Below are 23,667 nucleotides of genomic sequence, written 5' to 3' on the forward strand. Positions count from 1 at the left end.
ATACTTTTCTATCAAGATGCCTTTTTGATTCCAGGAATTTGACCTTTATAAGCTAAATCTCTGAAACATAATCTACACAAATTAAACTTTTTAAGAACCGAGTGCGGTCTACCACAGTTTCCACAACGAGTATAAGCACGAACTGAAAATTTTTGCTTTTTAGCTTGCTTAACTTTTAATGATTTTTTTGCCATTTGTCCATCCCCCTATTTTACGAAAGGCATTCCCATTTTTTCCAATAATGAGTATGCGTCGGTATTGTTTTTTGCAGTTGTTACCATAGTAATATCCATTCCTCTTACTTTTTTAACTTTATCGTAGTCAATTTCTGGAAAAATGATTTGTTCTTTGATTCCTAGTGTATAGTTACCAAAACCATCAAAACTGGTTTTTGGTACTCCACGAAAATCTCTTACACGTGGAAGTGCAACATTTATTAATTTATCTAAGAAGTCATACATCTTACGACCTCTTAAAGTTACTTTAGTCCCAATCGGCATTCCTTCACGCAATTTAAAAACTGCTAATGATTTTTTGGCTTTTGTTACTAAAGGTTTTGATCCTGTAATTTGAGTTAATTCGTTTACTGCATCATCTAATTTCTTAACGTCATGAACAGCATCCCCAATACCCATATTGATAACTATTTTTTCTAATTTTGGAACTTCCATTACTGATTTAAATTGTTTCTCTTTAAAAAGCTCAGGAACAATTTTGTCTTTGTAATTTTTTTCTAAACGACTTACGTATTTACTTGCCATATATTATTCCTTCTACTTTAGAGGCGCTTTTGATTTGCGCGCAATTCTAATTTTTTTATCATCAATAATTTGGTAACCAATTTTTGAATAGTTATTTTTATTTTTAGGATCAACGATTGCTACATTTGATATATCAACAGTGGTTGGAATTTCTCTAATCCCACCTTCTGAATCATTTTGAGTTGGTTTAAAATGTTTAATTGCTGTAACACCCTCAACAGTTACTCTTTTTTTGTCTTTTGACATTTTTAATACTGGTCCTTGTTTTCCCTTGTGACTTCCGGCAATAATTTTTACAACATCACCTTTAATGATTTTTTGTTTATTCATTTATCTTAAGCCTCCTATAAAACTTCTGGAGCTAAAGAAGCAATTTTTGAGAAACCAGCATCTTTAACTTCTCGCGCAATTGGACCAAATATACGCGTTCCACGAGGATTTTTATCTTCTTTAATAATTACAGCAGCATTTTCTGAAAATTTAATATAGGTTCCGTCATCTCTACGTAAACCTCTAACAGTTCTAACAATTACAGCTTTAACAACTTGACCTTTTTTGATTGCTCCCCCAGGAGCAGCAGATTTAACAGTTACAACAACAATATCACCAATGTTTGTAAATTTTCTAACACTTCCACCCAAGTTTCGGATTACCAAAACTTCTTTAGCTCCTGAGTTGTCAGCAATTTTTAATCTTGATTCATTTTGGATCATTTAATTCACTAACCTTTCTTAAATACCTTGCCTATAAACTAAGCAACGGCCTTTTCTACTACTCTTACAAGTCTAAAGTTTTTGGTTGCTGATAGGGGTCTGGTTTCCATAATTTCAACTTTATCCCCAATTTTAGCAGTTCCGTTTTCGTCATGAGCTTTATATTTTTTAGAATATTTAACACGCTTTTTGTACACTGGATGATTTTTATATGTTTCAACAAGTACGGTAATAGTTTTTTCCATTTTATCTGAAACAACTCTACCTTGGTATGTTTTTCTACTATTTCTGTCCATTATTTAACTGCTCCTTTTTTAGCAGCTTGTTGGCGTTTTTCCAAACGCTTTTCTGCTGCTTTTTTGTTTGCCTCTTCAATTTGTCTTTTTGCTTCTGCTGCATTTGAACCAAATACATATGTATTTGAGTTTTTTGGTTTTGACTGTAATTTTAAATTAATACCTTCAACATCACTAGCTTCTGTTTTTCCAAGTTGAACTCTTTTAATTTCAGGTTGTTCAACTTTTTTTGGTTTAGTAATCTCTGCTAGTTTTGGTTTTTTAATTGATCAAGTATTTTCCTGATTAACTTTTTTAGGTTCTGAAATAGATTTTGCTTTAGGAGCTATTAATTTTTCAGATTTTGCTTTAGTTTTTTCAGCTTCAAGTTTTGCTTTGGCTTTTTCAGCTTCAAGTTTTGCTTTGGCTTTGTCAGCTTCTGCTTTGGCTTTTGCTTTTTCAGCTTCAAGTTTTGCTTTGGCTTTGTCGGCTTCTGCTTTGGCTTTGGCTTTGTCAGCTTCTGCTTTGGCTTTTGCTTTAGCTTTGTCAGCTTCTGCTTTGGCTTTGGCTTGTTCAGCTGCTAGTTTTTTTGTTTCCTCAACAATTCTTTTTGACTCAGCATCTGCAATAGCTTTGGCTTTGTCAGCTTCTGCTTTGGCTTTGGCTTTTTCAGCTTCAAGTTTTGCTTTGGCTTTGTCAGCTTCTGCTTTGGCTTTTTCAGCTTCAAGTTTTGCTTTGGCTTTGTCGGCTTCTGCTTTGGCTTTGTCGGCTTCTGCTTTGGCTTGTTCAGCCGCTAGTTTGTCGGCTTCTGCTTTGGCTTTTGCTTGTTCGGCTGCTAGTTTGTCGGCTTCTGCTTTGGCTTGTTCAGCTTCTGCTTTGGCTTTTTCAGCTGCTAGTTTGTCGGCTTCTGCTTTGGCTTTGTCAGCTGCTAGTTTGTCGGCTTCTGCTTTGGCTTGTTCAGCCGCTAGTTTGTCGGCTTCTGCTTTGGCTTTTTCGGCTTCTGCTTTGGCTTTTTCAGCTGCTAGTTTGTCGGCTTCTGCTTTGGCTTTGTCAGCTGCTAGTTTGTCGGCTTCTGCTTTTGCTTGTTCAGCCGCTAGTTTGTCGGCTTCTGCTTTGGCTTTTTCAGCTGCTAGTTTGTCGGCTTCTGCTTTGGCTTGTTCAGCTTCTGCTTTTGCTTGTTCAGCCGCTAGTTTGTCGGCTTCTGCTTTGGCTTTTTCGGCTGCTATTCTGTCGGCTTCTGCTTTTTCAGCTTCTGCTTTTTCAGCTTCAAAATTTGTTTGTTCTTCGGCTTCTTCTTTAATAACTTCAATGATTGGTTCTTCAATGATTGGTTCTTCAATGATTGGTTCTTCAATGATTGGTTCTTCAATGATTGGTTCTTCAATGATTGGTTCTTCAATGATTGGTTCTTCAATGATTGGTTCTTCAATGATTGGTTCTTCAATGATTGGTTCTTCAATGATTGGTTCTTCAATGATTGGTTCTTCAATGATTGGTTCTTCAATGATTGGTTCTTCAATGATTGGTTCTTCTTCGGCAACTACGTTTTCCATTGCTTTCAAAATTAAATCTTCTTGATTATCTGATTCTCCAAATTGTTCTGCTTGAAGTTTTTCAATCATTTCTTTTTGTTTTTTTCTTACTTCTTTACCTGATTTTTCAGCAGCTTCAACAGCTTTTGAATAATCAACTTTGATATTTTTATTAACTAAAGATCCTGAATTTTTCTTTTCAGAAAGCAACATTTCAATTCTTGCGATTTCTTTTTTTATATAAGAAATACGGTGGGTTTGTTCTAAACTACCAACTGCTGCTTGAAATTTCAAGGCGAATAATTCGGCACGACGTTCTTCACCAAGTTTAATTAGTTCTTCAACAGTCTTGCTTCTTAACTCAGTCATTAATTCTACTGATTTAGACATTATTCTTCACCTCTCTTAATTATTTTACAGCGAACTGGAAGCTTGTGCATTGCTAATCTCAAAGCTTCTCTTGCAGTTTCTTCTGGAACCCCTGCTATTTCAAACATAAAAGTTCCCTGTTTAACTACTGCTACTCAATCTTCAGGTGCACCTTTTCCGCTCCCCATTCGAACTTCTAATGGTTTCTTAGTTTTTGCCATGTGTGGGAAAATTCTTATTCATACTTTTCCAAAACGCTTCATATAACGAGTCATTGCAATACGAGCAGCCTCAATTTGGCGAGTAGTAATTCATGCTCCATCCAAAGACATTAATCCATATTCTCCAAAAGCAATGAAACTTGCTCCTTTAGCTTTACCTTCATAACTTACACGATGCGGACGGCGGTATTTAGTTCTTTTTGGCATTAACATAAATTATTTCGCCTCCTTTACATCGGGTTTTGAAGCAATCATTTTATCTTTGTTCTTTACTTCTTTTACTAAAATTTCTCCATGATTAATTCAAACTTTTACTCCAATTTGACCATATGTAGTTTTAGCCTCATATAAAGCGTAATCAATGTCGCTTCTTAATGTACTTAATGGTACCGAACCTTCTAGATAACCTTCAGTTCTAGCCATTTCAACTCCACCAAGTCTTCCAGAAACTGAGGTTTTGATACCTTTTGCTCCTGCCCTCAAGGCTTTGCGAATTGCCAATTTCTGAACAGTTCTAAAAGAAGCACGATTTGAGATTTGCTCTCCAATTCATTGAGCAACCAAAGTTGCATCAACGTCTGGATTTTTAATTTCAACAACATCAATTTTAATATTGGCTGTTCTATCTTTGATTGTTTTTTTAACTTCAAGGACAATATTTTCAATATTTTTACCTTCTTGTCCTAAAACAATAGCAGGACGAGCAGATTTTATGATGATTTTGATTTCTTTTTTTGTTCTTTCAATTTCAATTTTTGAAACTGCAGCATTTCTTAATTTTTTTAAAACATTTTTACGAATTTTAATATCTTGGTGTAATCATTTAACATACTCTTGTTTTTCAGCAAATCAACGGTTGTCTCAAGTTCTAATTATTCCAATTCGCAATGCATTTGGCGATACTTTTTGTCCCATAATTCTACCCCTCCTATCTTATGTCGCTAACTATAATAGTTACGTGACTTGTTCTTTTTAAAATTTCATAAGCTCTACCATGAGCTCTTGGTCTAAATCTTTTTAGGGTTGCTCCTTCATTAACAAAAACCGTTTTAACAAATAATTTATCTGCTTCCATTCCGTTATTGTTAACAGCGTTGGCAACAGCTGAATTTAATAATTTTAATACTGGTTCAGACGCTCTTTTATCTAAATTCATTAGAATTGCAACAGCATCTGCAATTTTTTTATTTCTGATTGTATCGACAACAAGTCTCATTTTTCTAGGTGCGATACGAATCATTTGTAATTTAGCTACTGCTTCCATAATAATTGTCTCCTCTTACCTATTTTTTCTTTTTCTTGTCGTCTCCGTGACCACCAAATTTTCTTGTGGGAGAAAACTCTCCTAATTTGTGACCAACCATATCTTCTGTTACATATACTGGAATAAATTCTTTTCCATTATATACTCCAAAAGTATGCCCAATAAAATTAGGGAAGATAGTTGAACGGCGTGATCATGTTTTGATAATTTCTTTTTTCTCACCAAGAGATTCGACTTTTTTTAATAAATAATCATCGATAAATGGTCCTTTTTTAAGTGATCTTGACATATATTATTCCTCCCTAACCTATTTAGTTCTTCTTCTTACGATTAATTTAGTAGAAGCTTTTTTCTTGTCTCTAGTTTTAACTCCAAGAGCTTTTTTACCCCAAGGAGTTAAAGGCGCTTTACGACCAATTGGGGCACGACCTTCTCCCCCCCCATGCGGGTGATCATTTGGGTTCATTACTGAACCACGAACTGTCGGTCTAATACCTCTTCAACGGTTTCGACCAGCCTTACCTCAATTAACTAAGTTGTACTCTTCATTTCCAACCTCTCCAATTGTTGCAAAACATTCTGCCAAAACTTTTCTAACTTCTCCTGAAGCCAAACGAAGAGTTACATATTTGCCATCATCGTCTTTACCTAAGATTTGTACTTTCGAACCAGCACTTCTAGCCATTTGTCCACCTTTACCAGGTCTTAATTCCACATTATGAACTAAAGTACCTTCTGGAATGTTTTTTAGTGGCGCTGCATTACCTAATTTAATGTCGGCGTTTTCTGATGCTATAATTTCTGTTCCGACTTTTAAATCTTTAACATATAAAATATAACGTTTTTCTCCGTCAGCATAATTAATTAGAGAAATGAATGAATTCCTATTTGGATCATACTCAATTGTTGCAACCTTACCTGGAATATCCATTTTGTTACGTTTAAAATCTATAATACGGTATTTTCTTTTATGCCCGCCACCTTTATGACGAGTGGTTATTTGACCGTGGTTATTTCTTCCGGCATGTTCATTAATTTTTCCTAATAATGAAGGTTCCGGTTTTGATGTGGTTAGAACGCTATAGTCAATTGTTGTCATATTACGACGACCATTGGTTATAGGTCTATACTTTTTAATTGGCATAATTTTCCCCCTTATCGCCAAACTACACGCTTACAATAATTTATTTCTATAAGTCGTTTAATAAGTCTAATGTTTCACCAGCTTTTAAAGTGATGATAGCTTTTTTTCTATTATTTGTTGTACCAACAAATTTTCCCATTTTCTTTTCTTTTCCATCGTAATTCATTGTTCTTACCGATTCAACTTTTACTTGAAAAATTTGCTCAAACGTTTTTTTAATTTGAGTTTTGTTAGATCTACGGTCAACTTCGAAAGTATATACACCATTTGCATGACCAATGTATGATTTTTCAGTCAATACCGGTTTTTTAATAACGTTAGTTAAGTGCATTATGCATAGACCTCCTCGACACGTAAAACCGCATCCTCTGTGATTATTAATTTACTTGCATTTAAAATATCAAATAAATTCATTTTTTGTGAATCTAGTGTTTTAACACCTGGTAAATTACCAGCTGATTTAATAACAATTTCTTCGTTTTCTTTAGTAATAATTAAAATTTTTTGATTATCAACTTTCAAATTTGACATAACTTCAACCATTCCTTTTGTGGATGGTTTTTCAAAGTTAAATTTGTCAATGATAACTAGGTTTTCTTCCTTAGCTTTTAGACTCAAAGCACTTCTAATTGCTAATTGTCTAACTTTTTTATTAACAGATTTTTTGTAATTAATGTCTGGAGTCGGACCAAATGCGATCCCCCCACCTCTTCATTGAGGAGCTCTGATAGAACCTTGACGGGCTCTTCCAGTTCCTTTTTGTTTTCAAGGTTTGCGACCTCCACCACGAACTTCTGCTCTGGTTTTGGTTTTTTTAGTTCCTTGTCTCAAAGCGGCTTGTTGAGAAACGACTGTGTCATAAATAGCTTGCTGGTGTGGTTCAATTGCTCAAACTTTATCGTTTAAAGTAATTTCTTTAACACTTGTGCCTTTAATATCATATACTTGTGCTTTCATGTTATACCTCCCTATTCAACTTCACTATCATTTTCAGCTACTGTTTCATCAACTTTATTTGCTTCTTCAACATTTGGAGTTTCCTCAACATTTGGAGTTTCCTCAACAATTTGTGTTTCAATGATTTCTTCAGACTGTTTTGCTTCATTGTCAGAAGTGGTTTTTGGAGATGATTCTTCAGCTACTACTGCACTTCTCATCAACAATTTTACAGCTTCTTTTGCTTTTAAGCCTTTAGCATTTTCTTGAATTCTTACAAATTGTTTTTTTGGTCCCGGAATTGAACCTTTAACTAACAATAAATTACGAGATGAATCTATGTAAATTACCTCTAAATTTTGAATTGTTACTTGTTCATGTCCCATATGACCTGCCATTTTTTTACTTTTAAAAATTCTGTTAATAATTGCTCCCATTGAACCAATTCCACGGTGGTAACCCGATCCGTGTCCCATTGGTCCTCTTGAGTAGTTGTGGCGTTTGATTGCTCCTGCAAATCCTTTACCTTTTGAAATCCCTGTTACATCGACAAATTGACCAGTCACGAATAAATCAGATGCAGTAATTTCTGCTCCAATCTCAAATCCGTTCATATCTCTGATTTCTTTTACGAAGCGCTTAGGATTTGAATTTGCTTTTTTAAAATTTCCCATTGATGGTTTATTAACAAGATTTTGTCTTTTATCTTGAACTCCAAGTTTTAAAGCTTGGTATCCATCAGATTCTACAGTTTTTACCTGAAGAACTTTATTGGGTTGAATTTCTATTACAGTAACTGGCAATAATTTACCATTCTCTGTAAAGACTTGAGTCATTTCTAACTTACGTCCTAAGATTCCTTTCATACGATATTTCCTCCTATTTGATAATCATGCATATTTTGGTTATAAATACCTATAATTTAATTTCTATGTCTACACCACTTGGCAACTGAACCCTTGTTAAGATGTCCATTGTTTTTGGTGTTGGATTAAAAATTTCTAGTATTCTTTTGTGTGTTCTCATTTCAAACTGTTCACGACTATCTTTATATTTATGAACAGCTCTAAGAATTGTGATAATTTGTTTATCTGTTGGTAATGGGATTGGTCCTCTAACCTTTGCCCCAGTTGATTCAGCTGCTTCAATAATTTTAGCAATTGATTGATCAACAATGGCGTGATCATAACCTTTTAACTTAATTCTAATTTTTTGTTGTTGAGCCATATTAGTCCTCCTTAGCATTGACAACTTTTGTCTGTGTGTTGTCTTTTTGCACACAAAATATACATGCAATTCAAATTATACACAATTTAAAATTAGAATCAATACTTTTTTTATTATTTTATTAAAATCTGGAAGTCATATAAATACAATTTAATATTAATAAATGAATATATTAATTATAAAAAAACCAAATCTTTTGAAAGATTTGGTTTTTTCAATTTAAATTAAGCTGGCAGCTTCTTCATCAATTATTACTGTAACGTCTTTGTGGTTTTGCAAAATTGTGCAAGGTCAATTGATTGAAATGTTTCCATTAATTAATTGTTTGATTGCTTCTGCTTTGTTTTTTCCAATTGCAATTAGCACTATTTTTCTTGCGTTCATAATAGATGTTAATCCCATTGATACGGCTTTTTTAGGAACTTCTAACGCGCTTTCAAAAAAACGCGAATTAACCTCTATAGTTTCAGCAGTTAAATCTACAACCGAAGTTAAAGAATCAAAACTTGTTCCAGGTTCATTGAATCCTATATGACCGTTTGTCCCTATTCCAAGCAACTGAAGGTCAATTCCTCCATTTTTAGAAATCAATTTGTCATAATCTTCTGGATTTTCAATTTTTAATCCATCAGGAACGTGTGTATTTTTAATATCTATATTAATCTTGTGAAATAATTTATCGTTCATAAAATAACGATAAGACTTTTTATGATCTGGACTTAGGCCAACATATTCATCTAAATTAAAGGTTTTCACTTTTGATCAATCAGTTTTATTTTTTTTAAAGTCTTCAATTAGATACTCATAGGTAGACTCGGGTGTACTTCCTGTTGCTAATCCCAAAATAGAACTAGAATTACTTTGAATTGCTGAAAGAATTAAATCACCAGCAACTTTTCCCACTTCTTTTTCGTTTAATACTTTAATTACCTTCATATACTATTCTCCTTTTAATTACTCTATTATATTACCTTTTTATAAAAAAATAAAAAGGTAATATTAACAATAATTTAAAAAAGCTGTAGATTATTGTAGTTAATATGTTCGGCTTTTGATAATTTTATTTCATCTGAGTTATCTCAGGTTGCTGCAAAATTATGCAATTTATAACTGCCTTTTATCGGTTTAGTCCCGTTTATAAACATAAAAGCAATTCCTGCAATTGTTGATACAAAATCTGAAACACTATTAATTATTTGTGAAACTCCATTTAAGGAAGCACCGGTTAAAGCTTGTTTTGCAGCACCTCCTTTATAAAAATATTTTTCTTCATTTGTTAATTCTAGCAATGTAGCACCCCCAAAATTTATTCGGAAAAAAAATCAAAAAAACCCTTTTAATTTTAGTTTTAAATATGCCAAATTATAAATACGAAATTAAATCTAATTTTTATGGTAAATTTCATAAAGTTCATTTCTATTTAATCCTGAATCTTTTGCTGTTTTAGAAATCGCAGCCTTTGTGCTGTACCCTTTTTCTTTTAAGTCATCAACTAATTTAATTTGCTGAGAAATGGTGATTTTTTTACTTATACTATCTAATTGTGGGCAAAACACAATAACAAACTCGCCTTTCTTTATTAATAAACCCTTTTCTAAATACTCCTTTATTTCATTAGATTTTATCCAAACTATTTCCTCATTAATTTTAGTTAATTCTCTTGCGATTAAAAAGTCTGAATCCGGTCCAATTTTTTCTGAAATAAATAAAAGTGTGCTTTCAATTCTATGAACAGATTCATATAAAGAATATGTTTCGTTAGATTTTAGCGATGCTATCAAATTATTTTGTTGGTTAAATTTTTGTGGTCAAAAACCTAAAAAATTGTTTTTACTGGCATCCATACCGCTTATTATTAAAGAGTGGATATAGGCGGGTCCAGCATTAACTGAACAAATATTAAAATCTTCATTTGAATTACTTGCTACTAGTTTACTAATTAGGTTTTGGCCAGGGTCGCAAATAACTGGAATTCCCGCATCAGAAATTACTGCTAAATTTAAACCTTTAACTAGACCATCTTTAATTTCTTCAAATCTACTGGATTCATTAAATTTATGAAAAGAAATCAATGGCTTTTTAATTTCGTATTTATCTAGTAGGACTCTACTTGTTCTGGTGTCTTCGCAATAAATCTTATCAACGCTTTTTAGTATTTCGATTGCTCGAAAACTTATATCACCTAAATTACCAATTGGAGTTCCCACTAGAAATAAAGTTGGTTTACCATTTTTATAAGTTTTTTGAATATTCATTAAGCCTCCATAAAAAAACCTAATAAAATTTTATTAGGTTCCAAGTAATTATTTTATTTTACTGCTTTAATTGTTATTTTATAAGGTTCGCGAACTTCGCGAACTTCCACAGTATCACCAATTGACAGGCCTAAAATAGATTTTGCCAAAGGGGATTCATTTGAAATCATATTTTTAAAAGGATCTGCCTCTATTGCGCCAACTATTTTAAACTCAAGTTCTTTGTTAGTTTTAAGATTTTTTACAGTAACTAGGCTACCAATTTTAACATCTCCGACACTTTTTTTACTGCTATCAATTACTTTGGCTTTTGAAATCATATTTTCGACTTCTTTAATGCGAGCTTCAACTTCCGCTTGTCGATTTCTGGCTGCGTCATAGTCAGCATTTTCACTCAAATCTCCTTGGGCACGGGCTTCAACAAGCTCTTTAATAACATCTTTTCTTGTAACATTAATTAAGTGATCCAGCTCTTTTTTAAGATCTTCTAAACCTTCGGCTGTAAGTATTATTTCTGTTTTATCAATCATATTTTATCCCCTTTTTATTAACTATATGATTATATACGAAATTTTAGTTATTAATAAAAAATACTATAAAAAAATATCCAAATATTATCCACATTTATAATGTGGATAAGTTATTTTTGATCATGTAAATAAACCAATAAGTTATCTAAAGCTTTTTGGTTTTTAATAATTTTTTTTAAATCATTTACAGATGCTTGCTTAATGTCATTTAAAGTGGGGTAAATACTATGTATTTTACTGATGGTGGTCGGACCAATTCCTGGTATCTTTTCTAAAAAGTTTTGCGTAAGAGACTTTGTTTGCTTATTTCTGAAACCAGAAATAGCAAAGTTATGCACAGTATCTTGAATCTTGGCAAGCAAGTTAAAAAGTGAAGACTGAGTTTTTATTTTGAGAGGATTCTTGTCTAAATCAATAATGTGGTCAGTTTTGTGACGCTCATTTTTTACTAGACCAATTACAGGAATTTCCAGACCTAGAATTTCTAATTGCGATAAAATTGCATTAACTTGGATTATCCCTCCATCAGCAATTATCAAATCAGGAGCTTCTAAATTTCCTTTTAGAAGTTTTTGATACCTCCTATAAACCATATTTTGAAATCGCTGATAATCCCCTTTATCTGAAATATCGATATTATATCTTCTAAAATCTGAGTAACTTGGTTTACCGCCTTTAAATACTACCATCGCTCCAGTTACATGTTCATCTAAAATATTGGCAACATCAAACATTTCGATGTGTTGGGGATAGCTTTTTAATCCCAGAATTTCTTGTAATTTTTTTAATATTGTAGACTCATTATTATTAACTATAGCCGATGCTAGGTTTGACTGTTTTAAAGATTCTTTAGCGTTTAGTAAAGCTAAATCTCACATTTTCTTTTCGGTTATGCCAGCTGCATTTACTAGTTTTCCGGAGTAATTTTCAACAAATTTTGAAAGGTCAAATTCATTGTCTATAACAATAAAATCTGGTAGCATGTTTTTACTATAAATTTGTGCCAAATAACTTTCATAAAGTTCTGTAATTTCTTGCCCCTGGTAGTCACCAATGTATTCATCTTTGAAAAGCAATTTACCACTTCGGTAAAACAAAATTACAAAAGAAATTTTATCATTTTCAATAACCCCTGCAACTATATCACGATTTAAATTATCATTTAAATCAATTTCTTGATCAATTTTTGAGAAACTCAAATGTTCAATCAATTTTTTGATTCGACCAGCTTCCTCAAATTGTAAATTTTCGGCTGCCTTAGTCATTTTTAGTATAAGTTTTTCTTGAACTACCAAATTATCATAATTAAAAAAAGCATCAACTTGATTAATCATTTCTTGGTAATAATTTCACTCCACTTCTTTAAAGCAAGCGCCTGAACATTGTTGGATGTGATAATATAGGCACGGTTTGCCAGAAGTAATTCCACATCTTCATAAAGGATACAGTCTTTCAAGCATTTTCAATATTTCCCTAGCGCTGCTGCCATCAGGAAGAGGACCATAACTTTTTAAAGAGTTTTTGTCATACTTTCTAATATACTTGTACTGTGGATTGGCTTGATTGGTTATAGCAATATATGGATAATTTTTGTCATCGTTTAGAACGATATTAAATCTTGGCTTATATTTTTTTATTAAATTTTGCTCTAAAATTAAAGCCTGTTGTTCAGATTCTGTTATCATTATTTTAATATCAGCAATAGATCTAACAAGTTGCATTGTTTTAATGTTGCTTACTTTTTTAAAATAGCTTGAGACTCTTCTTTTTAAATTTTTGGCTTTACCCACGTAAATAATTTTGTTTTCTAAATTTAAAAAAAGATAACACCCGGATTTATCAGAAATTGTCGTTATTTTATCTTTTATTTCCATTTTGCACCCACTAAATTTCCGCGATCTGGCTTAATTTTCTAATTGTTTTTCTGTAGTTATTTATATCGTTTGGGTCTAAGTCTCAAATATTATTAAAACTCTTTAAAATCCCCATATTAGGATTGTCACTCAATACCAGAGCATGAAAGCGGTTTTTATTTTCACTTTGAAATATTTTAATTTTTTGAAATATTTCAGGCTTGATTTGTTCACCCAAAAAGTCTGAAATCATCAAAACATCAGCATTTTTAAATTGATTATTATGCATAATATCTAAAGACTTCTCTAAGGGGAGAGAGAAGTCTGTGCCCCCATCAGAAAATTTTTGAAATAAAAAATCATACATAATTTTAATGTCTGAATGCATACTTGTCAAATCTAAAAAATTAATTTCTGTTGAAAATGTTATTAAAAATATTTTTCTACGAGCGCGATTAGCTAGCGAGCTCATAACAATTGCTGCAGCTTTAGAAACTAACTCCGGGGTTCCATGCATGCTTCCCGAAATGTCAATTATCAAAATAATGGGTCCTCTTCTCTCGTCTTCTTTTAAACTTCTTAAATTTTTAATTTGAGCAAGATCGTTTTCATCTAATGTTTCAATATTTTTGTAGTCAAAAGTCAAAAATTTTTGCTCTAAAAATTTAGCCATAAAAATTTTCTTTAAAATAGGATTTTTTAAATACGCCAATTCACTTGATAAAATTCTATCAAAATCAGCTGAAAGTTTAAGACCTAAAATTTCTTCTGGGTATTCACTTTCCTCTATTTGATATTTTTTTCTAAATGATTTTTGAAGCCTTGAAGAATCAATTTCTTGTTTTGCTCCACTCATTTTACCCAAAATTTCAAAAAGCCGTTGTAAGACAAGATTGTTTTGCATTTCATAAGAAATCTTCAATACAAGCTCTAAATCTTTGGAAGAAGATTTTTCTAAGTCGATTCCTCAGGCTGGTCCATATATTGACTTTAGTGGTTGCGCCGTTTCGATGAAGCTCTTTACTCCATAAATATCTGCTTTAATTTCACGACTTACTTTATTTGCACTTTCATTTATATAAACAATTAATTCTGAAAGAAATTCATCATTTACATCTGTCTCCAAAATTTTTATAATATTTTCAAAATTTTCTCTATTGTCATTAAGACTTGAAATTTTTTCTTGTTCTTTTTTTATTGCTTTTAAATTAGGTTCAAATAAATCTATTACTTGAGTCAGTGTTAAATCAATTTCTTCCTGATCGGCAATGTTATTTTTTTGCAAATTTTTCTCAATGACCTTAATATTTTTAAGTATTTTTTCATTAGGCTTTAAATTATTTATAACTTTAGCCCAATGATTGTAATAACCCTTTATGCTTTCGTTAATTTTTCTAACTAATCAATCGTTGCCAATACCCTCAAGTTGTGATATGTAATCATTAAATTCTGGGAGTGTCTTTAAATAAAGCAACTTTGTATCCAAAAATTGAAACGCATTTTCTTTTGCTATATTTGTATACTTGCTAATATTTCTGTAATATTTGTCATACAATGGTTTAATTAAAACTTTAAAATTTTCTACAAGCCTATTAAAAACTTCATTCGCCGCAAATTCGCTTAAAAATCTTTCTCAATCATCTATAACAACTTCTTTGTACAAACCTGGAAGAGTATAAAACTCTTCCTTAAAATCAGAATTGTTTAAAATTAAAAAATTTTTGACATCATCTATTTTGTAATCAAAAGAATAATTCTTCATTTTTTCAATAAATTCCAAATCTTTTTCGATTTTTCTTTGAGATAAAAAACGTCGAATTAAGATTTCTGAATCCTCAAACGCAGTTTCTAGAAGTTGTGTCAATTCTTTTTTTTCTAACGATGTTGTATTTTTATAGAAATCTTCATAGTAATCAACGAGAGTCCAATTTTTTTTAAAATTTTTGATTTTAATATCCAAATTTTCAGAAATTTTACTTTCAACTATTTTGCTTTGACTTGCCATTTAATTAACCAGCTTTTGCATTTTTGCAAAAGATTTTTCAAAACTGTTTCTAATTTCAACACTTACTCCGTCAATTCCGTTAAATTCAACAGGAAAAAAAACCGAGCTAGCTTTAGTCAAAACACTGCGTTCTTGTGCAATTCGTTTTAATATCGATTTATATCTTATTCCAATTTCCTTAGTATAATTTTTATCTGCAAAATTATTTTTTAAAACATTTTTTACTTGAACAGTTAAGGATTTAATTTCAGTCTCCGCTCAACTAACTTGATTATTAACTCCCACCTCTTTATTGATAAGTTCTTTATACAAAATATTTATTTCTGTTCTCTCATTTACGGTATTATTATTTAAACGATTTCATAACGTATGATTCACAATAAAAGTATCCACCATTTCAACCGTTGTTCGGTTAGAGCAAACTGCACTCACCTTCATTAGTCGAAGAATTTTTTTTCAGCGGCGATCGGAAATGTAAATCCCTGTTTTACCCTCAATATTGATTTTTAATTTCTCGATGAATTCAAGCACCTCAGAAGAAAAAATAATTTTTGAAGCAGTTTTATTATCAACAACTTGAATAATCTCATTAATCATTTGTGGGGTGATTAAGTCAGATTTTTCTAATGTTATACTTTCAGATTCTTCGTTATTAACCATTTTAACTATGTTGTCAAAATCACGAATTGGCTCCATTTCATAACGTATCAAAAATCTATCATATAAAGCTTCAAGACCTTGGTTTTCATCTGGAAACTCATTTGAGGCTGAAATCAATAGCTTCAACGGAACAGATAAAACCCTTGATCCATTTCTAAATTCTTTTTCATTTATTATTGTTAGAAGAGTGTTTTGAATACTCGGTCCAGCTTTTCAAATTTCATCAAGAAAAACAATATCTGCTGAAGGTAAATAACCCTCAATTTTTCTTAAGTATTCCCCTTGGGTTAATTTATCAATATCTAGTGGACCAAAAATTTCATCAGGAGTTGAATACTTATTCATTAAATATTCAAATATTTTGCCATCCTTTACTGTTGATTTAATTAATTTGGCAAGGTTAGATTTTCCCAATCCAGGCTTTCCATACAAAAAAATTGATTCACCAGCAAACATTGCTAGAATAGTCAATCGAGCAGCCTCTTCTCTTTCGTATAAATTGCTGGTCAAGAAATTAACAATTTTTTCTATTTTTTCGCGCATAAATTTCTCCCTGATTAATTTAATTATATAATTATAGCCTTATTAAGTCAAAGAGTTAAATATTAAATTAGATTATCACTTTTTCTAATTATGGCTTCCATTGCAGTGAAAATTACTTCGGAAATACCCCTTTCCCGAAAAACGTTTATACCTTCAATGGTGGTTCCTCCCGGTGAGCAAATATTATCTATTAATGTATCTATTGGTAAATTGCTTAATTTATAATTTTCCAAAGTTGGCAAAAAAACATTTGTAATCATTTTTTTAGCATCGTTTTTTCCAAAACCCTTATCTAAAGCAAATTTTTCAAAAACTTTATAAAACTCTAATATTAGTGCAGGGCCACTTCCTGCAAGTGCTGTAAAATCAGCAAATGAAGATTCTGGAATTTCTAAAAAATTACCAAAGGCAAGTAATAAAAATTCGATTTCTTTACGCTCCAATTCTGACATCTCTCAACTCGCAAAATATGCCGTTAAAGATTGACCGATTTGAGCATTTAAATTTGGCATTATTCTGATAATCTTTGTTGATTTATAATTTAAACTTTTAAAAATTGCTTCAGTAGGTAGGCCAGCAACCATAGATATAATTGTTTTATCTTTGATAGAAAATTTTGATAATTGTTCTAAAAGATCAATTGAGTCTTTAGGCTTGATTCCTAAAAAAATAAAATCAGAATTTTCAATTAATAGCTCTGGGTTGTCTATTTTTTTAATCATTTTTTGGTCAACTAAATCTTCAATTTTTTTTACACTACGACTAGTACCAAATATTTCATAATTGTTATTACAATTTTTGTTTATTCCTTTTATTATTGCTTCTGCCATGTTTCCAATTCCAATAAATCCTATTTTTTTTGGTTTCATTATTATTTTCCTTTCGTTTTTCATTTTATAACTCTATGGCTCCATTTACTATTTTTATAAATTGATCGAAAAATAAATTTTCAAAATTATTATTATTATTATTAGTCTTAATTATTCAAGTTATCCCATTATCTTTGCATTTCAAAATAAAGTTTTCAAAAATTTTTTGAGATTCAAAATCTAATTTATTAATATTTCATTTAAATAAAATTATTTGTGGTTCATCTATTAGCGAGCAGATTAAACTAACTAAATATTTTTGTAAAAGTGGCAGTTTTTTTAAACTGTGAGATAAAAAATACTCCAATTCCAAAAAACGAATTAGCTTTGTCAATCTCTGCTCAGCTTCTGTTTTTGAAATAGATTTTAATAAGGCGATGTACTGTAAATAATTTTTTAATATCATTCTTGAAGAAAGTTTTTCTGGATCTAAAAATAAGCTCAATTTATCTTTAATCTGATAATCTTTCAAATTTTTTCCTAACAAAAAAACATTTCCCGAAAAATAATTTGCCTTCCCTGAAAGAATTTCAAATAAATTACCATTACCTTCATCATAAATTTTTACCAGACTTGGCTTACTTATTTCAAAAGAAATTTCATTATAAAAATTTTTAGAATCATTTGACTGCTTAAGATTATTTACTATCAACAACTTTTCCATTTTATTTTCCCCTCATAATTTTTTTTCTATAAAAAAAGTAGCAAGTGCTTAAAGAAACTAAACTCATCAAAAATCATAAAATATAAATTTCTCAAATGGGAACGATAAATTTCTTTGCCTCGGTTATCTTAATTTTTCTCTCTTTGAACTCATTCACATCTGTTCTAACAATTTTATCTTGAGTTTCATAGTAGTTCTTATCAATTTTAATTGAATAATATCTATTTGCATGATTCATGAAAGGTCCATTTGTCTTTTGATATTCAATTAAATTGTTTGTGAAAGTTAAATTACTCATAAGTCAGTATTGACTCATATAATTTGATCAAACATTCATTTTTTGATTTTTAATATAAAAATCAATATCATTTTGATTAAAAAGTTTGTAGTTATAATTGCACGCATTTCTTACTAACTGCAAAATTGTTGTCGTCAAAAGTCGCTCACCTGATGATACTAAAAAGTCTTTGTATAACTCACTATTTTCCTCCAAATAAAATAGAGAGTCAGAGTTATCTTGATAAATATCAATCGGTGATAACTGGTTGGGTATTTGGTAAAAAAAGTCATTAATAAATTTCAGGGCAAATTCAAAAACTTCAATTATATCTTCTGATGAATAATTTAATTCGCTCTGATAATTATCAATATTTTCAAAAATAACATCTAATGTTTTTGAAGAATTATTGTTATTATTAATCACATCTGAGTTATTTTTTCTATTTACATTAAATAAGGAGTTTGTTCAATCTTCACTTTTTAAATATTCTTCATCGTTATTACTATTCTTTAAAATTTTATGAATTGTATAAAATGTACTTAGTGGTTTTAGTCTCCTTGAGTTTTCTGCATTACTTCAAACTGGATTATTTTCTTGATTAATGTTTCAATTTATTTCATATTGAAAATTATTTTCATCTTCATCTTGATAAACAACTTTGTCTAAATCCAAAAATAAATAATCATTAAAAACAGCATTGTATAAAATATTTGAATCCTTTTCTTCGATTTTACAAAATTCTCCTTTGCAATTGCTTTCTTTGAAAGCAAAATCCCAAAAAGTAAAACTTTTTATTAAATCGTTCATAAAATTATTATGTTTTGAAATTTGATAAACTTCAACAGCTTTATCGATTGAAATAGTTTGTCGATTCAATAATTTTCCATTAACGGCTTCTGAATAAATATCGTCTTTTTTGATTATCTGAAAATGAATATTTCCTGAAAAATCACTAACTAATAAACTACTAATAAATAGAGTCGCTAAAACTAGAGAAATTATGTTATGTAAACTAATTTGTAACAAAATAATCATTCCGATTAAAATTAAATTTACTAAAAATAATGAAATATGTAAACTTGCAAAGAATTTTATTCCAAAAAATGGATCGCTTATTATAAATCATGAGCATAAGGTAGTTATTATAAAGGACATTGATAAAATAAATAATATCAAAGATTGATTTATTAAAAACCTGATAAAAAATATTTTTCTTGGGGGAACAGCCATGGAGTATTCGGTACTAAGAATTCCTATTTTATTATTTTCCTTAAAAAATTTTGCACAGTATCAAAAATGAAAAGAAATTAAAAAAAGCATTAATACTGATGAGTTTGATATTAATGTTATTTGCATTCATTTGTAATCTGTTGATTTTGAAAATAAATTAAAAACTAAAGAGTTAAATAATACTTGAAAAATTAAAACTAAGCACACCAAAACTATAAACCCTCAAGACTTGAGGGTTTCTTTTAAAACGAAATTTTTTATTATACTGGTTTTGCTCTTCATAATTTCTCCTAATTCAAGTTAAACGTTATATCACCCAAAACTTTTGTTGTTAAACCGTAAAGTCTTATTTTTGAAAAATCTCTAATCGACGATGTAAGCTCGTAATTTTCATTATCGGTCATAAAAATAATGTCTTTATTTGATTTGGGTTTACCAAATTCAACGTTAAAATTTCGCTGATGAAAAATCAATTCATTTAAATTTTTTTGAACATCTTCGATAGTTTGATTATACGCAACTCCATTATCCAATATTGTCTGGATTTCCTCTTGATATAATTCTAGCAAGAAATTGTACTTCAAATCACCGTTTAATATTAAGTCTATTGCACCCTCAAATTTGTATGAACAGGTTAAGAATTGAACATCGCCTTTTAGGAAGGAAATGTCGATATCTTCTTTTGCTTGAATCATAAAATTGTGATCAGGGCTAATTTTATTATTAAAATTTTTATCAAATTCTGGAAATTCTTTAATTTCATACTTATTTTTTAATTTACCATTTTCATTGAGTAATGATTCTATTTTTGAGTTTAGTTCCTTGCTTCTGTCGCTAGGTTGAAGCTTTATTTCTTCAAAATTTGTTCCAAAAAAAGTGCTTTTAGGTATTTTTAATTCATCAATGTTAAACTCATTCAAATTAAATTGCATTCTTTTAAAGTGGTCTTTTTTAAATTTTTCATTTATATCTTCATTAAATCGAATTATAAAATCTACTTTTTTATTAACTTGATCATAAATAAAATATTTTTCCTCTTCGTAAAATTCTCATTTATCTTCTAGTTCGGTGTCTGAATTTATTTTACTAAATATTGTTTCCTTTATTTCGTTATAACCCCAATCACTTCTTATTCCAAGACCCTCTAAATTAACTCCATTAATTTGGCTTTTTCCAACTGCATTATCATAGTCAGATCAATTCAAAATAAAATCAAAATATTTTTCTTCACCTTTTTTATAAGCTAAATCTATATCTTCTTCTATCTCAACAATACAAGAACCTTTATTTTCAAATTTTTCGTAACTTATATCGGTAACCGACACACTGTTGTTCAGTAATGAATTATGATTCAATGACTGATCTAATAAATCTTGAAGCTCTGAGTCTTCGATTCCAAAATGAGTTAAAATATCGGTTGTAAAGTCAAAATCTGCTATTGTAGAATTGGACTCCGCATCAATTATTTTAGTTGAAAAATAAATTTTAAAATCTTCGTTAGTTTTACCAAAATTTTTGACATCAGAATTTAGTGTAAAAACGAAATAACCCTGCTCCATTTTTTTATCGTATTTTATTGCATCAATATCGTATTTTTCATTTAGGATTGTTTCATTAAGTTGTTTTTCAAAAAACAATTTTAAATCTTTACTTGTTGAAGACTCAAGAACTAAAATATTATCTCTTCTAATATTTAGGCTTTCAATTGCTTCGTTATTTTCTTTAGGGATTTCATTTTCTGGTATCACACACGAGACCAAAACTGTTGAAGGGGTCACTATTAAAAAAAACGTCTGTAATAAAGCTAAAATTTTCTTCATAATTTCACCCCTTTTACTTAATAAGGTGATTTTATCATAATATCTGCAATCTTATATTTTATAATGGTAACTAAAACTTTATTATTTATAAAAAACATCAAATAAATGCCTTAGATTTTGTTTTTAAAACATGAAAGAATGATTGTTTTTTAAAAAACTATGTTATTTGTCCATTTTTATCGCAATTGGAAGCTATTAAATATTTTTAGTCTTTTTTTTAATCAATACTGTATTGTGATTTACTTTTTTTCCTGTATTTTTTTGAAAAATTGAAAAAAATACAAATAAATTGAAAAAAATTAAAAATACACTTAATGCTGAAACTATTATTGAAATATTTTGGGTATTATTCAATACTTGCATTTGTTTTAAACTTAAGTTTGGTAAAAATCAAACTAATTTTTGGACATTATTATACTGTTGCTTGTTTTTTAAAAAGTCACTCAAAATTGACTCTAATTTAAAAATTTCTTTGTCTTCTAAGCTATTAATTGCAAAGAAACTGTAAGATAGTAAAATTACAGAAAGAGATATTAATAATAAAATTCAAAAACTAATTTTTTTAAGTAGTTTACCATTATTTTTTAAAGTATAAAAACTAAAAATCATTGAAATATTAAGTACAGCAATCACAGATATTCACAATCAAGGGCTATTCAAATAATTTATTAATATTTCTATTGGCAACTTATTGTACAAAATAGTTCCCATATTAAAGTTTCTTTGTAGGCCATTAAATTTATTTAAATTATTTGAAATATTAAAAATTTGAATAAATTCTTTATCCAGTTGGACACTAATTATGCAGACAAAAATAACAAATAATATTGAAAGCAATAGTGCCAAAAATAATAAACTTTTTTGTTTTTTTGTAAGCATTTTATGTCCTCCAAATATCTTATTTAATTATATCAATTTTATATTGCATAATAGAAAAAATATTTTTAAATATTCTAGTGAAACAATAATTCATATCCCAATGTATTAGTTTTATCGCAATCATTTAAAAAGTCTTCTATTAAGTTTTTTTTCGTACCAGATATAGATGGCAGAAAAAATATATCAGCGAGATAGTTGTATGAAATATACCTTTTTGGATTCAAAAAAATAATTTGAAAATCTTCTTTGAATATTTCTAGATATGTCTTTCATTTTTGCGAAATGTTGAATTTCATTAGTAACTTATCAATTATTCCGTTAATTATCTCATTAAAGCATCCATTTAACGACGATCTTGACAAATTTATAAAAGAAATTTCATCATACTTATTCATGAACATCATATTTTTTTTACTTTCTAAAATAAAATTTAGATTTTTGTTACTTTTTTTTATTACATAGTTCAAGAGACGTCTATCTTTTAATTCAACATAATATTCCTCATTTATTAAAATTATAAAAGTTATTAAGGTCATAATTTTTAACATTATTTTCTCCTTCTGATTTAATTATCCAAATAATCTTCGTACCAAAAAACCTCAAATAGCAAAAAAAAGTTAAATAAATTAACTTTTTTTTGCTATTTAGAATAATTAAATTCTATAAAAAATAGGCTGCTTTTTCTTGATCGTTTCACGATATTCTGTCTTCATAATTTTTTTTATTTATATAGAGTCAGAAACCGTTAATATTTACCTTGTTTTTATTACACTCAGCGTGAGTTGCGACTATATTTGAATTGTTATTATTATTTATGTTTCCGTCTACTCAGTCTATGTTTCAGCTATTAGCCTTCGGCTTTTCGCTTGAATCTAATTTATTGAATTTTATTTGATCATCACAAATATAACACATTCGACTCTTTGCGCCGTCAACATTATTGAATTTGATCGCATTTTCTCAAGCGATATTGAATTTTTCCATAATGATACCTCACTTTTTATTATACCATAATTTGCAGAATTTCTGAGCCCCGTTTTTGCAGTAAAATAGAGATAGTAAATTAGCAATAAAAAAACTTAATATTTTATTAAGTTTTTAATTTTAATTTTATTTTAAATAGACAATTGTTTACGGTATTTAAAATAATTTGAAGATTGCATTTTTTTAAATATAATGCTAGATAGCATTATTCTTGACCTGAAGAGAACGGTTTTTGCGAATTTCAGCCGAATGTTCTTCCAGTGTTATTGCGAAGTGCATCCGGTCCTTTTTTTTGATAATTCAAACAAGCATTTCTTGCTGCTGAGTAAGAAATATTGTATTTAACTACCAAGTCTTTTAATGGGACATTGCTTTCAAAATGTTCCTTTACCATTTCTAATTTTTTTTCAAAACTTAAAATATTTGATTTATTTCCACGATGATTTGCCAAATTAATGCTCCTTTCTTTTTTTTACAATCTACTTATATAATAAACGATTTTTTTCAAATTAAACACTAAGAGTGTGAAAAATATAAAATTAAACTAATAATTTATAATTTTTAGTAATTCAAACGGTTTTACAAAATAGAAATTATTGTTTTTGTATTGAATAATAATTAAATAAGAATAGAATATTAAGCAAAGGAGAAAT

The 23,667-nt window shown here is 29.5% G+C and carries 30 protein-coding genes and 1 pseudogene; 1 reads left to right on the forward strand and 30 read right to left on the reverse strand.

Going from position 1 to position 23,667, the window contains the following annotated elements:
• Positions 1–8: 8 nt before the first annotated feature.
• The 25 genes and pseudogenes from SSABA_RS03895 to SSABA_RS04015 all read right to left on the reverse strand — a co-directional run bounded on the left by SSABA_RS03895 (position 9) and on the right by SSABA_RS04015 (position 19,127).
• Entirely contained in the window at positions 9–194 is a 186-nt protein-coding gene (locus SSABA_RS03895; RefSeq protein WP_025251284.1) for a type Z 30S ribosomal protein S14, read from the reverse strand.
• Positions 195–206: 12 nt separating this feature from the next.
• Positions 207–761, reverse strand: coding sequence for a 50S ribosomal protein L5 (gene rplE / locus SSABA_RS03900; RefSeq protein WP_025251285.1), 555 nt, complete (start codon positions 759–761; stop codon positions 207–209).
• A gap of 12 nt (positions 762–773) precedes the next feature.
• The gene (rplX, locus tag SSABA_RS03905) at positions 774–1,091 is read right to left on the reverse strand and encodes a 50S ribosomal protein L24 (RefSeq protein WP_038673681.1); all 318 of its coding nucleotides are present in this window, start codon (positions 1,089–1,091) and stop codon (positions 774–776) included.
• Between the two features lie 14 nt (positions 1,092–1,105).
• On the reverse strand, positions 1,106–1,474 hold the full coding sequence (rplN, locus tag SSABA_RS03910; protein ID WP_025251287.1) for a 50S ribosomal protein L14: 369 nt from the start codon (positions 1,472–1,474) through the stop codon (positions 1,106–1,108).
• A 38-nt stretch (positions 1,475–1,512) separates the two neighbouring features.
• Positions 1,513–1,773, reverse strand: coding sequence for a 30S ribosomal protein S17 (gene rpsQ / locus SSABA_RS03915; RefSeq protein ID WP_201766862.1), 261 nt, complete (start codon positions 1,771–1,773; stop codon positions 1,513–1,515).
• A 1,496-nt stretch (positions 1,774–3,269) separates the two neighbouring features.
• Positions 3,270–3,671: pseudogene (gene rpmC, locus SSABA_RS05225) on the reverse strand (50S ribosomal protein L29); the annotation flags it as partial.
• Positions 3,671–4,084, reverse strand: a complete 414-nt coding sequence (gene rplP, locus SSABA_RS03925; RefSeq protein WP_025251290.1) for a 50S ribosomal protein L16 — start codon at positions 4,082–4,084, stop codon at positions 3,671–3,673. The pseudogene rpmC and the gene rplP, both read right to left, overlap by 1 nt.
• A 3-nt stretch (positions 4,085–4,087) precedes the next feature.
• On the reverse strand, positions 4,088–4,786 hold the full coding sequence (rpsC, locus tag SSABA_RS03930; RefSeq protein WP_025251291.1) for a 30S ribosomal protein S3: 699 nt from the start codon (positions 4,784–4,786) through the stop codon (positions 4,088–4,090).
• 13 nt (positions 4,787–4,799) lie between these two features.
• On the reverse strand, positions 4,800–5,135 hold the full coding sequence (gene rplV, locus SSABA_RS03935) for a 50S ribosomal protein L22 (protein ID WP_025251292.1): 336 nt from the start codon (positions 5,133–5,135) through the stop codon (positions 4,800–4,802).
• A 19-nt stretch (positions 5,136–5,154) separates the two neighbouring features.
• Entirely contained in the window at positions 5,155–5,424 is a 270-nt protein-coding gene (gene rpsS, locus SSABA_RS03940) for a 30S ribosomal protein S19 (RefSeq protein WP_025251293.1), read from the reverse strand.
• Between the two features lie 18 nt (positions 5,425–5,442).
• Positions 5,443–6,279: a 50S ribosomal protein L2 gene (gene rplB, locus SSABA_RS03945; protein WP_025251294.1), complete on the reverse strand. Its 837-nt coding sequence runs from the start codon at positions 6,277–6,279 to the stop codon at positions 5,443–5,445.
• 46 nt (positions 6,280–6,325) lie between these two features.
• Positions 6,326–6,610 carry a 50S ribosomal protein L23 gene (gene rplW, locus SSABA_RS03950; RefSeq protein ID WP_025251295.1) on the reverse strand — a complete coding sequence of 95 codons (285 nt, stop codon included), beginning with the start codon at positions 6,608–6,610 and terminating at the stop codon, positions 6,326–6,328.
• Entirely contained in the window at positions 6,610–7,236 is a 627-nt protein-coding gene (gene rplD / locus SSABA_RS03955) for a 50S ribosomal protein L4 (RefSeq protein ID WP_025251296.1), read from the reverse strand. The genes rplW and rplD overlap by 1 nt, the downstream gene beginning before the upstream one ends.
• 11 nt (positions 7,237–7,247) lie before the next feature.
• On the reverse strand, positions 7,248–8,081 hold the full coding sequence (gene rplC / locus SSABA_RS03960) for a 50S ribosomal protein L3 (protein WP_025251297.1): 834 nt from the start codon (positions 8,079–8,081) through the stop codon (positions 7,248–7,250).
• 49 nt (positions 8,082–8,130) lie between these two features.
• Positions 8,131–8,442 (reverse strand): 30S ribosomal protein S10, encoded by a 312-nt coding sequence (gene rpsJ / locus SSABA_RS03965; RefSeq protein ID WP_025251298.1) that lies wholly within the window; start codon positions 8,440–8,442, stop codon positions 8,131–8,133.
• Positions 8,443–8,661: 219 nt separating this feature from the next.
• Positions 8,662–9,378, reverse strand: a complete 717-nt coding sequence (nagB, locus tag SSABA_RS03970) for a glucosamine-6-phosphate deaminase (RefSeq protein ID WP_038673684.1) — start codon at positions 9,376–9,378, stop codon at positions 8,662–8,664.
• Between the two features lie 74 nt (positions 9,379–9,452).
• Positions 9,453–9,731, reverse strand: a complete 279-nt coding sequence (locus SSABA_RS03975) for a hypothetical protein (protein ID WP_025251299.1) — start codon at positions 9,729–9,731, stop codon at positions 9,453–9,455.
• A gap of 93 nt (positions 9,732–9,824) precedes the next feature.
• A complete protein-coding gene (rsmI, locus tag SSABA_RS03980) occupies positions 9,825–10,697 on the reverse strand; it encodes a 16S rRNA (cytidine(1402)-2'-O)-methyltransferase (protein WP_025251300.1) in 873 nt (290 codons plus the stop codon).
• Positions 10,698–10,750: 53 nt separating this feature from the next.
• Positions 10,751–11,227 (reverse strand): transcription elongation factor GreA, encoded by a 477-nt coding sequence (gene greA / locus SSABA_RS03985; RefSeq protein WP_025251301.1) that lies wholly within the window; start codon positions 11,225–11,227, stop codon positions 10,751–10,753.
• A 110-nt stretch (positions 11,228–11,337) separates the two neighbouring features.
• Complete coding sequence (gene uvrC, locus SSABA_RS03990; protein ID WP_025251302.1) at positions 11,338–13,101, reverse strand: excinuclease ABC subunit UvrC; 1,764 nt, start codon at positions 13,099–13,101, stop codon at positions 11,338–11,340.
• 10 nt (positions 13,102–13,111) lie between these two features.
• Entirely contained in the window at positions 13,112–15,085 is a 1,974-nt protein-coding gene (locus SSABA_RS03995) for a VWA domain-containing protein (RefSeq protein ID WP_025251303.1), read from the reverse strand.
• Positions 15,086–16,288, reverse strand: coding sequence for an AAA family ATPase (locus tag SSABA_RS04000; RefSeq protein ID WP_051464712.1), 1,203 nt, complete (start codon positions 16,286–16,288; stop codon positions 15,086–15,088). It lies immediately after the preceding gene.
• 62 nt (positions 16,289–16,350) lie between these two features.
• Positions 16,351–17,157, reverse strand: coding sequence for a pyrroline-5-carboxylate reductase (gene proC, locus SSABA_RS04005; protein WP_025251305.1), 807 nt, complete (start codon positions 17,155–17,157; stop codon positions 16,351–16,353).
• A 25-nt stretch (positions 17,158–17,182) separates the two neighbouring features.
• On the reverse strand, positions 17,183–17,821 hold the full coding sequence (locus SSABA_RS04010) for a hypothetical protein (RefSeq protein WP_025251306.1): 639 nt from the start codon (positions 17,819–17,821) through the stop codon (positions 17,183–17,185).
• A 1-nt stretch (position 17,822) separates the two neighbouring features.
• Positions 17,823–19,127, reverse strand: a complete 1,305-nt coding sequence (locus SSABA_RS04015; protein WP_148293484.1) for a hypothetical protein — start codon at positions 19,125–19,127, stop codon at positions 17,823–17,825.
• On the opposite strand from SSABA_RS04015, the gene SSABA_RS05135 reads away from it, so the two are divergent.
• Entirely contained in the window at positions 19,102–19,467 is a 366-nt protein-coding gene (locus tag SSABA_RS05135) for a hypothetical protein (protein WP_148293485.1), read from the forward strand. The genes SSABA_RS04015 and SSABA_RS05135 overlap by 26 nt on opposite strands.
• A gap of 154 nt (positions 19,468–19,621) precedes the next feature.
• Here SSABA_RS05135 and SSABA_RS04020 read toward each other — a convergent pair whose 3' ends face one another.
• The 5 genes from SSABA_RS04020 to SSABA_RS04040 all read right to left on the reverse strand — a co-directional run bounded on the left by SSABA_RS04020 (position 19,622) and on the right by SSABA_RS04040 (position 23,465).
• Entirely contained in the window at positions 19,622–21,151 is a 1,530-nt protein-coding gene (locus SSABA_RS04020; RefSeq protein WP_025251308.1) for a lipoprotein, read from the reverse strand.
• A 195-nt stretch (positions 21,152–21,346) separates the two neighbouring features.
• Complete coding sequence (locus SSABA_RS04025; protein ID WP_025251309.1) at positions 21,347–22,030, reverse strand: hypothetical protein; 684 nt, start codon at positions 22,028–22,030, stop codon at positions 21,347–21,349.
• Between the two features lie 74 nt (positions 22,031–22,104).
• The gene (locus SSABA_RS04030; RefSeq protein ID WP_025251310.1) at positions 22,105–22,578 is read right to left on the reverse strand and encodes a hypothetical protein; all 474 of its coding nucleotides are present in this window, start codon (positions 22,576–22,578) and stop codon (positions 22,105–22,107) included.
• A 112-nt stretch (positions 22,579–22,690) separates the two neighbouring features.
• Positions 22,691–23,014 carry a hypothetical protein gene (locus tag SSABA_RS04035; protein ID WP_025251311.1) on the reverse strand — a complete coding sequence of 108 codons (324 nt, stop codon included), beginning with the start codon at positions 23,012–23,014 and terminating at the stop codon, positions 22,691–22,693.
• 205 nt (positions 23,015–23,219) lie between these two features.
• Entirely contained in the window at positions 23,220–23,465 is a 246-nt protein-coding gene (locus SSABA_RS04040) for a helix-turn-helix domain-containing protein (protein WP_025251312.1), read from the reverse strand.
• Positions 23,466–23,667 lie beyond the last annotated feature (202 nt).

The sequence above is a fragment of the Spiroplasma sabaudiense Ar-1343 genome (assembly GCF_000565215.1).
Taxonomy (GTDB): domain Bacteria; phylum Bacillota_I; class Bacilli_A; order Mycoplasmatales; family Mycoplasmataceae; genus Spiroplasma_B; species Spiroplasma_B sabaudiense.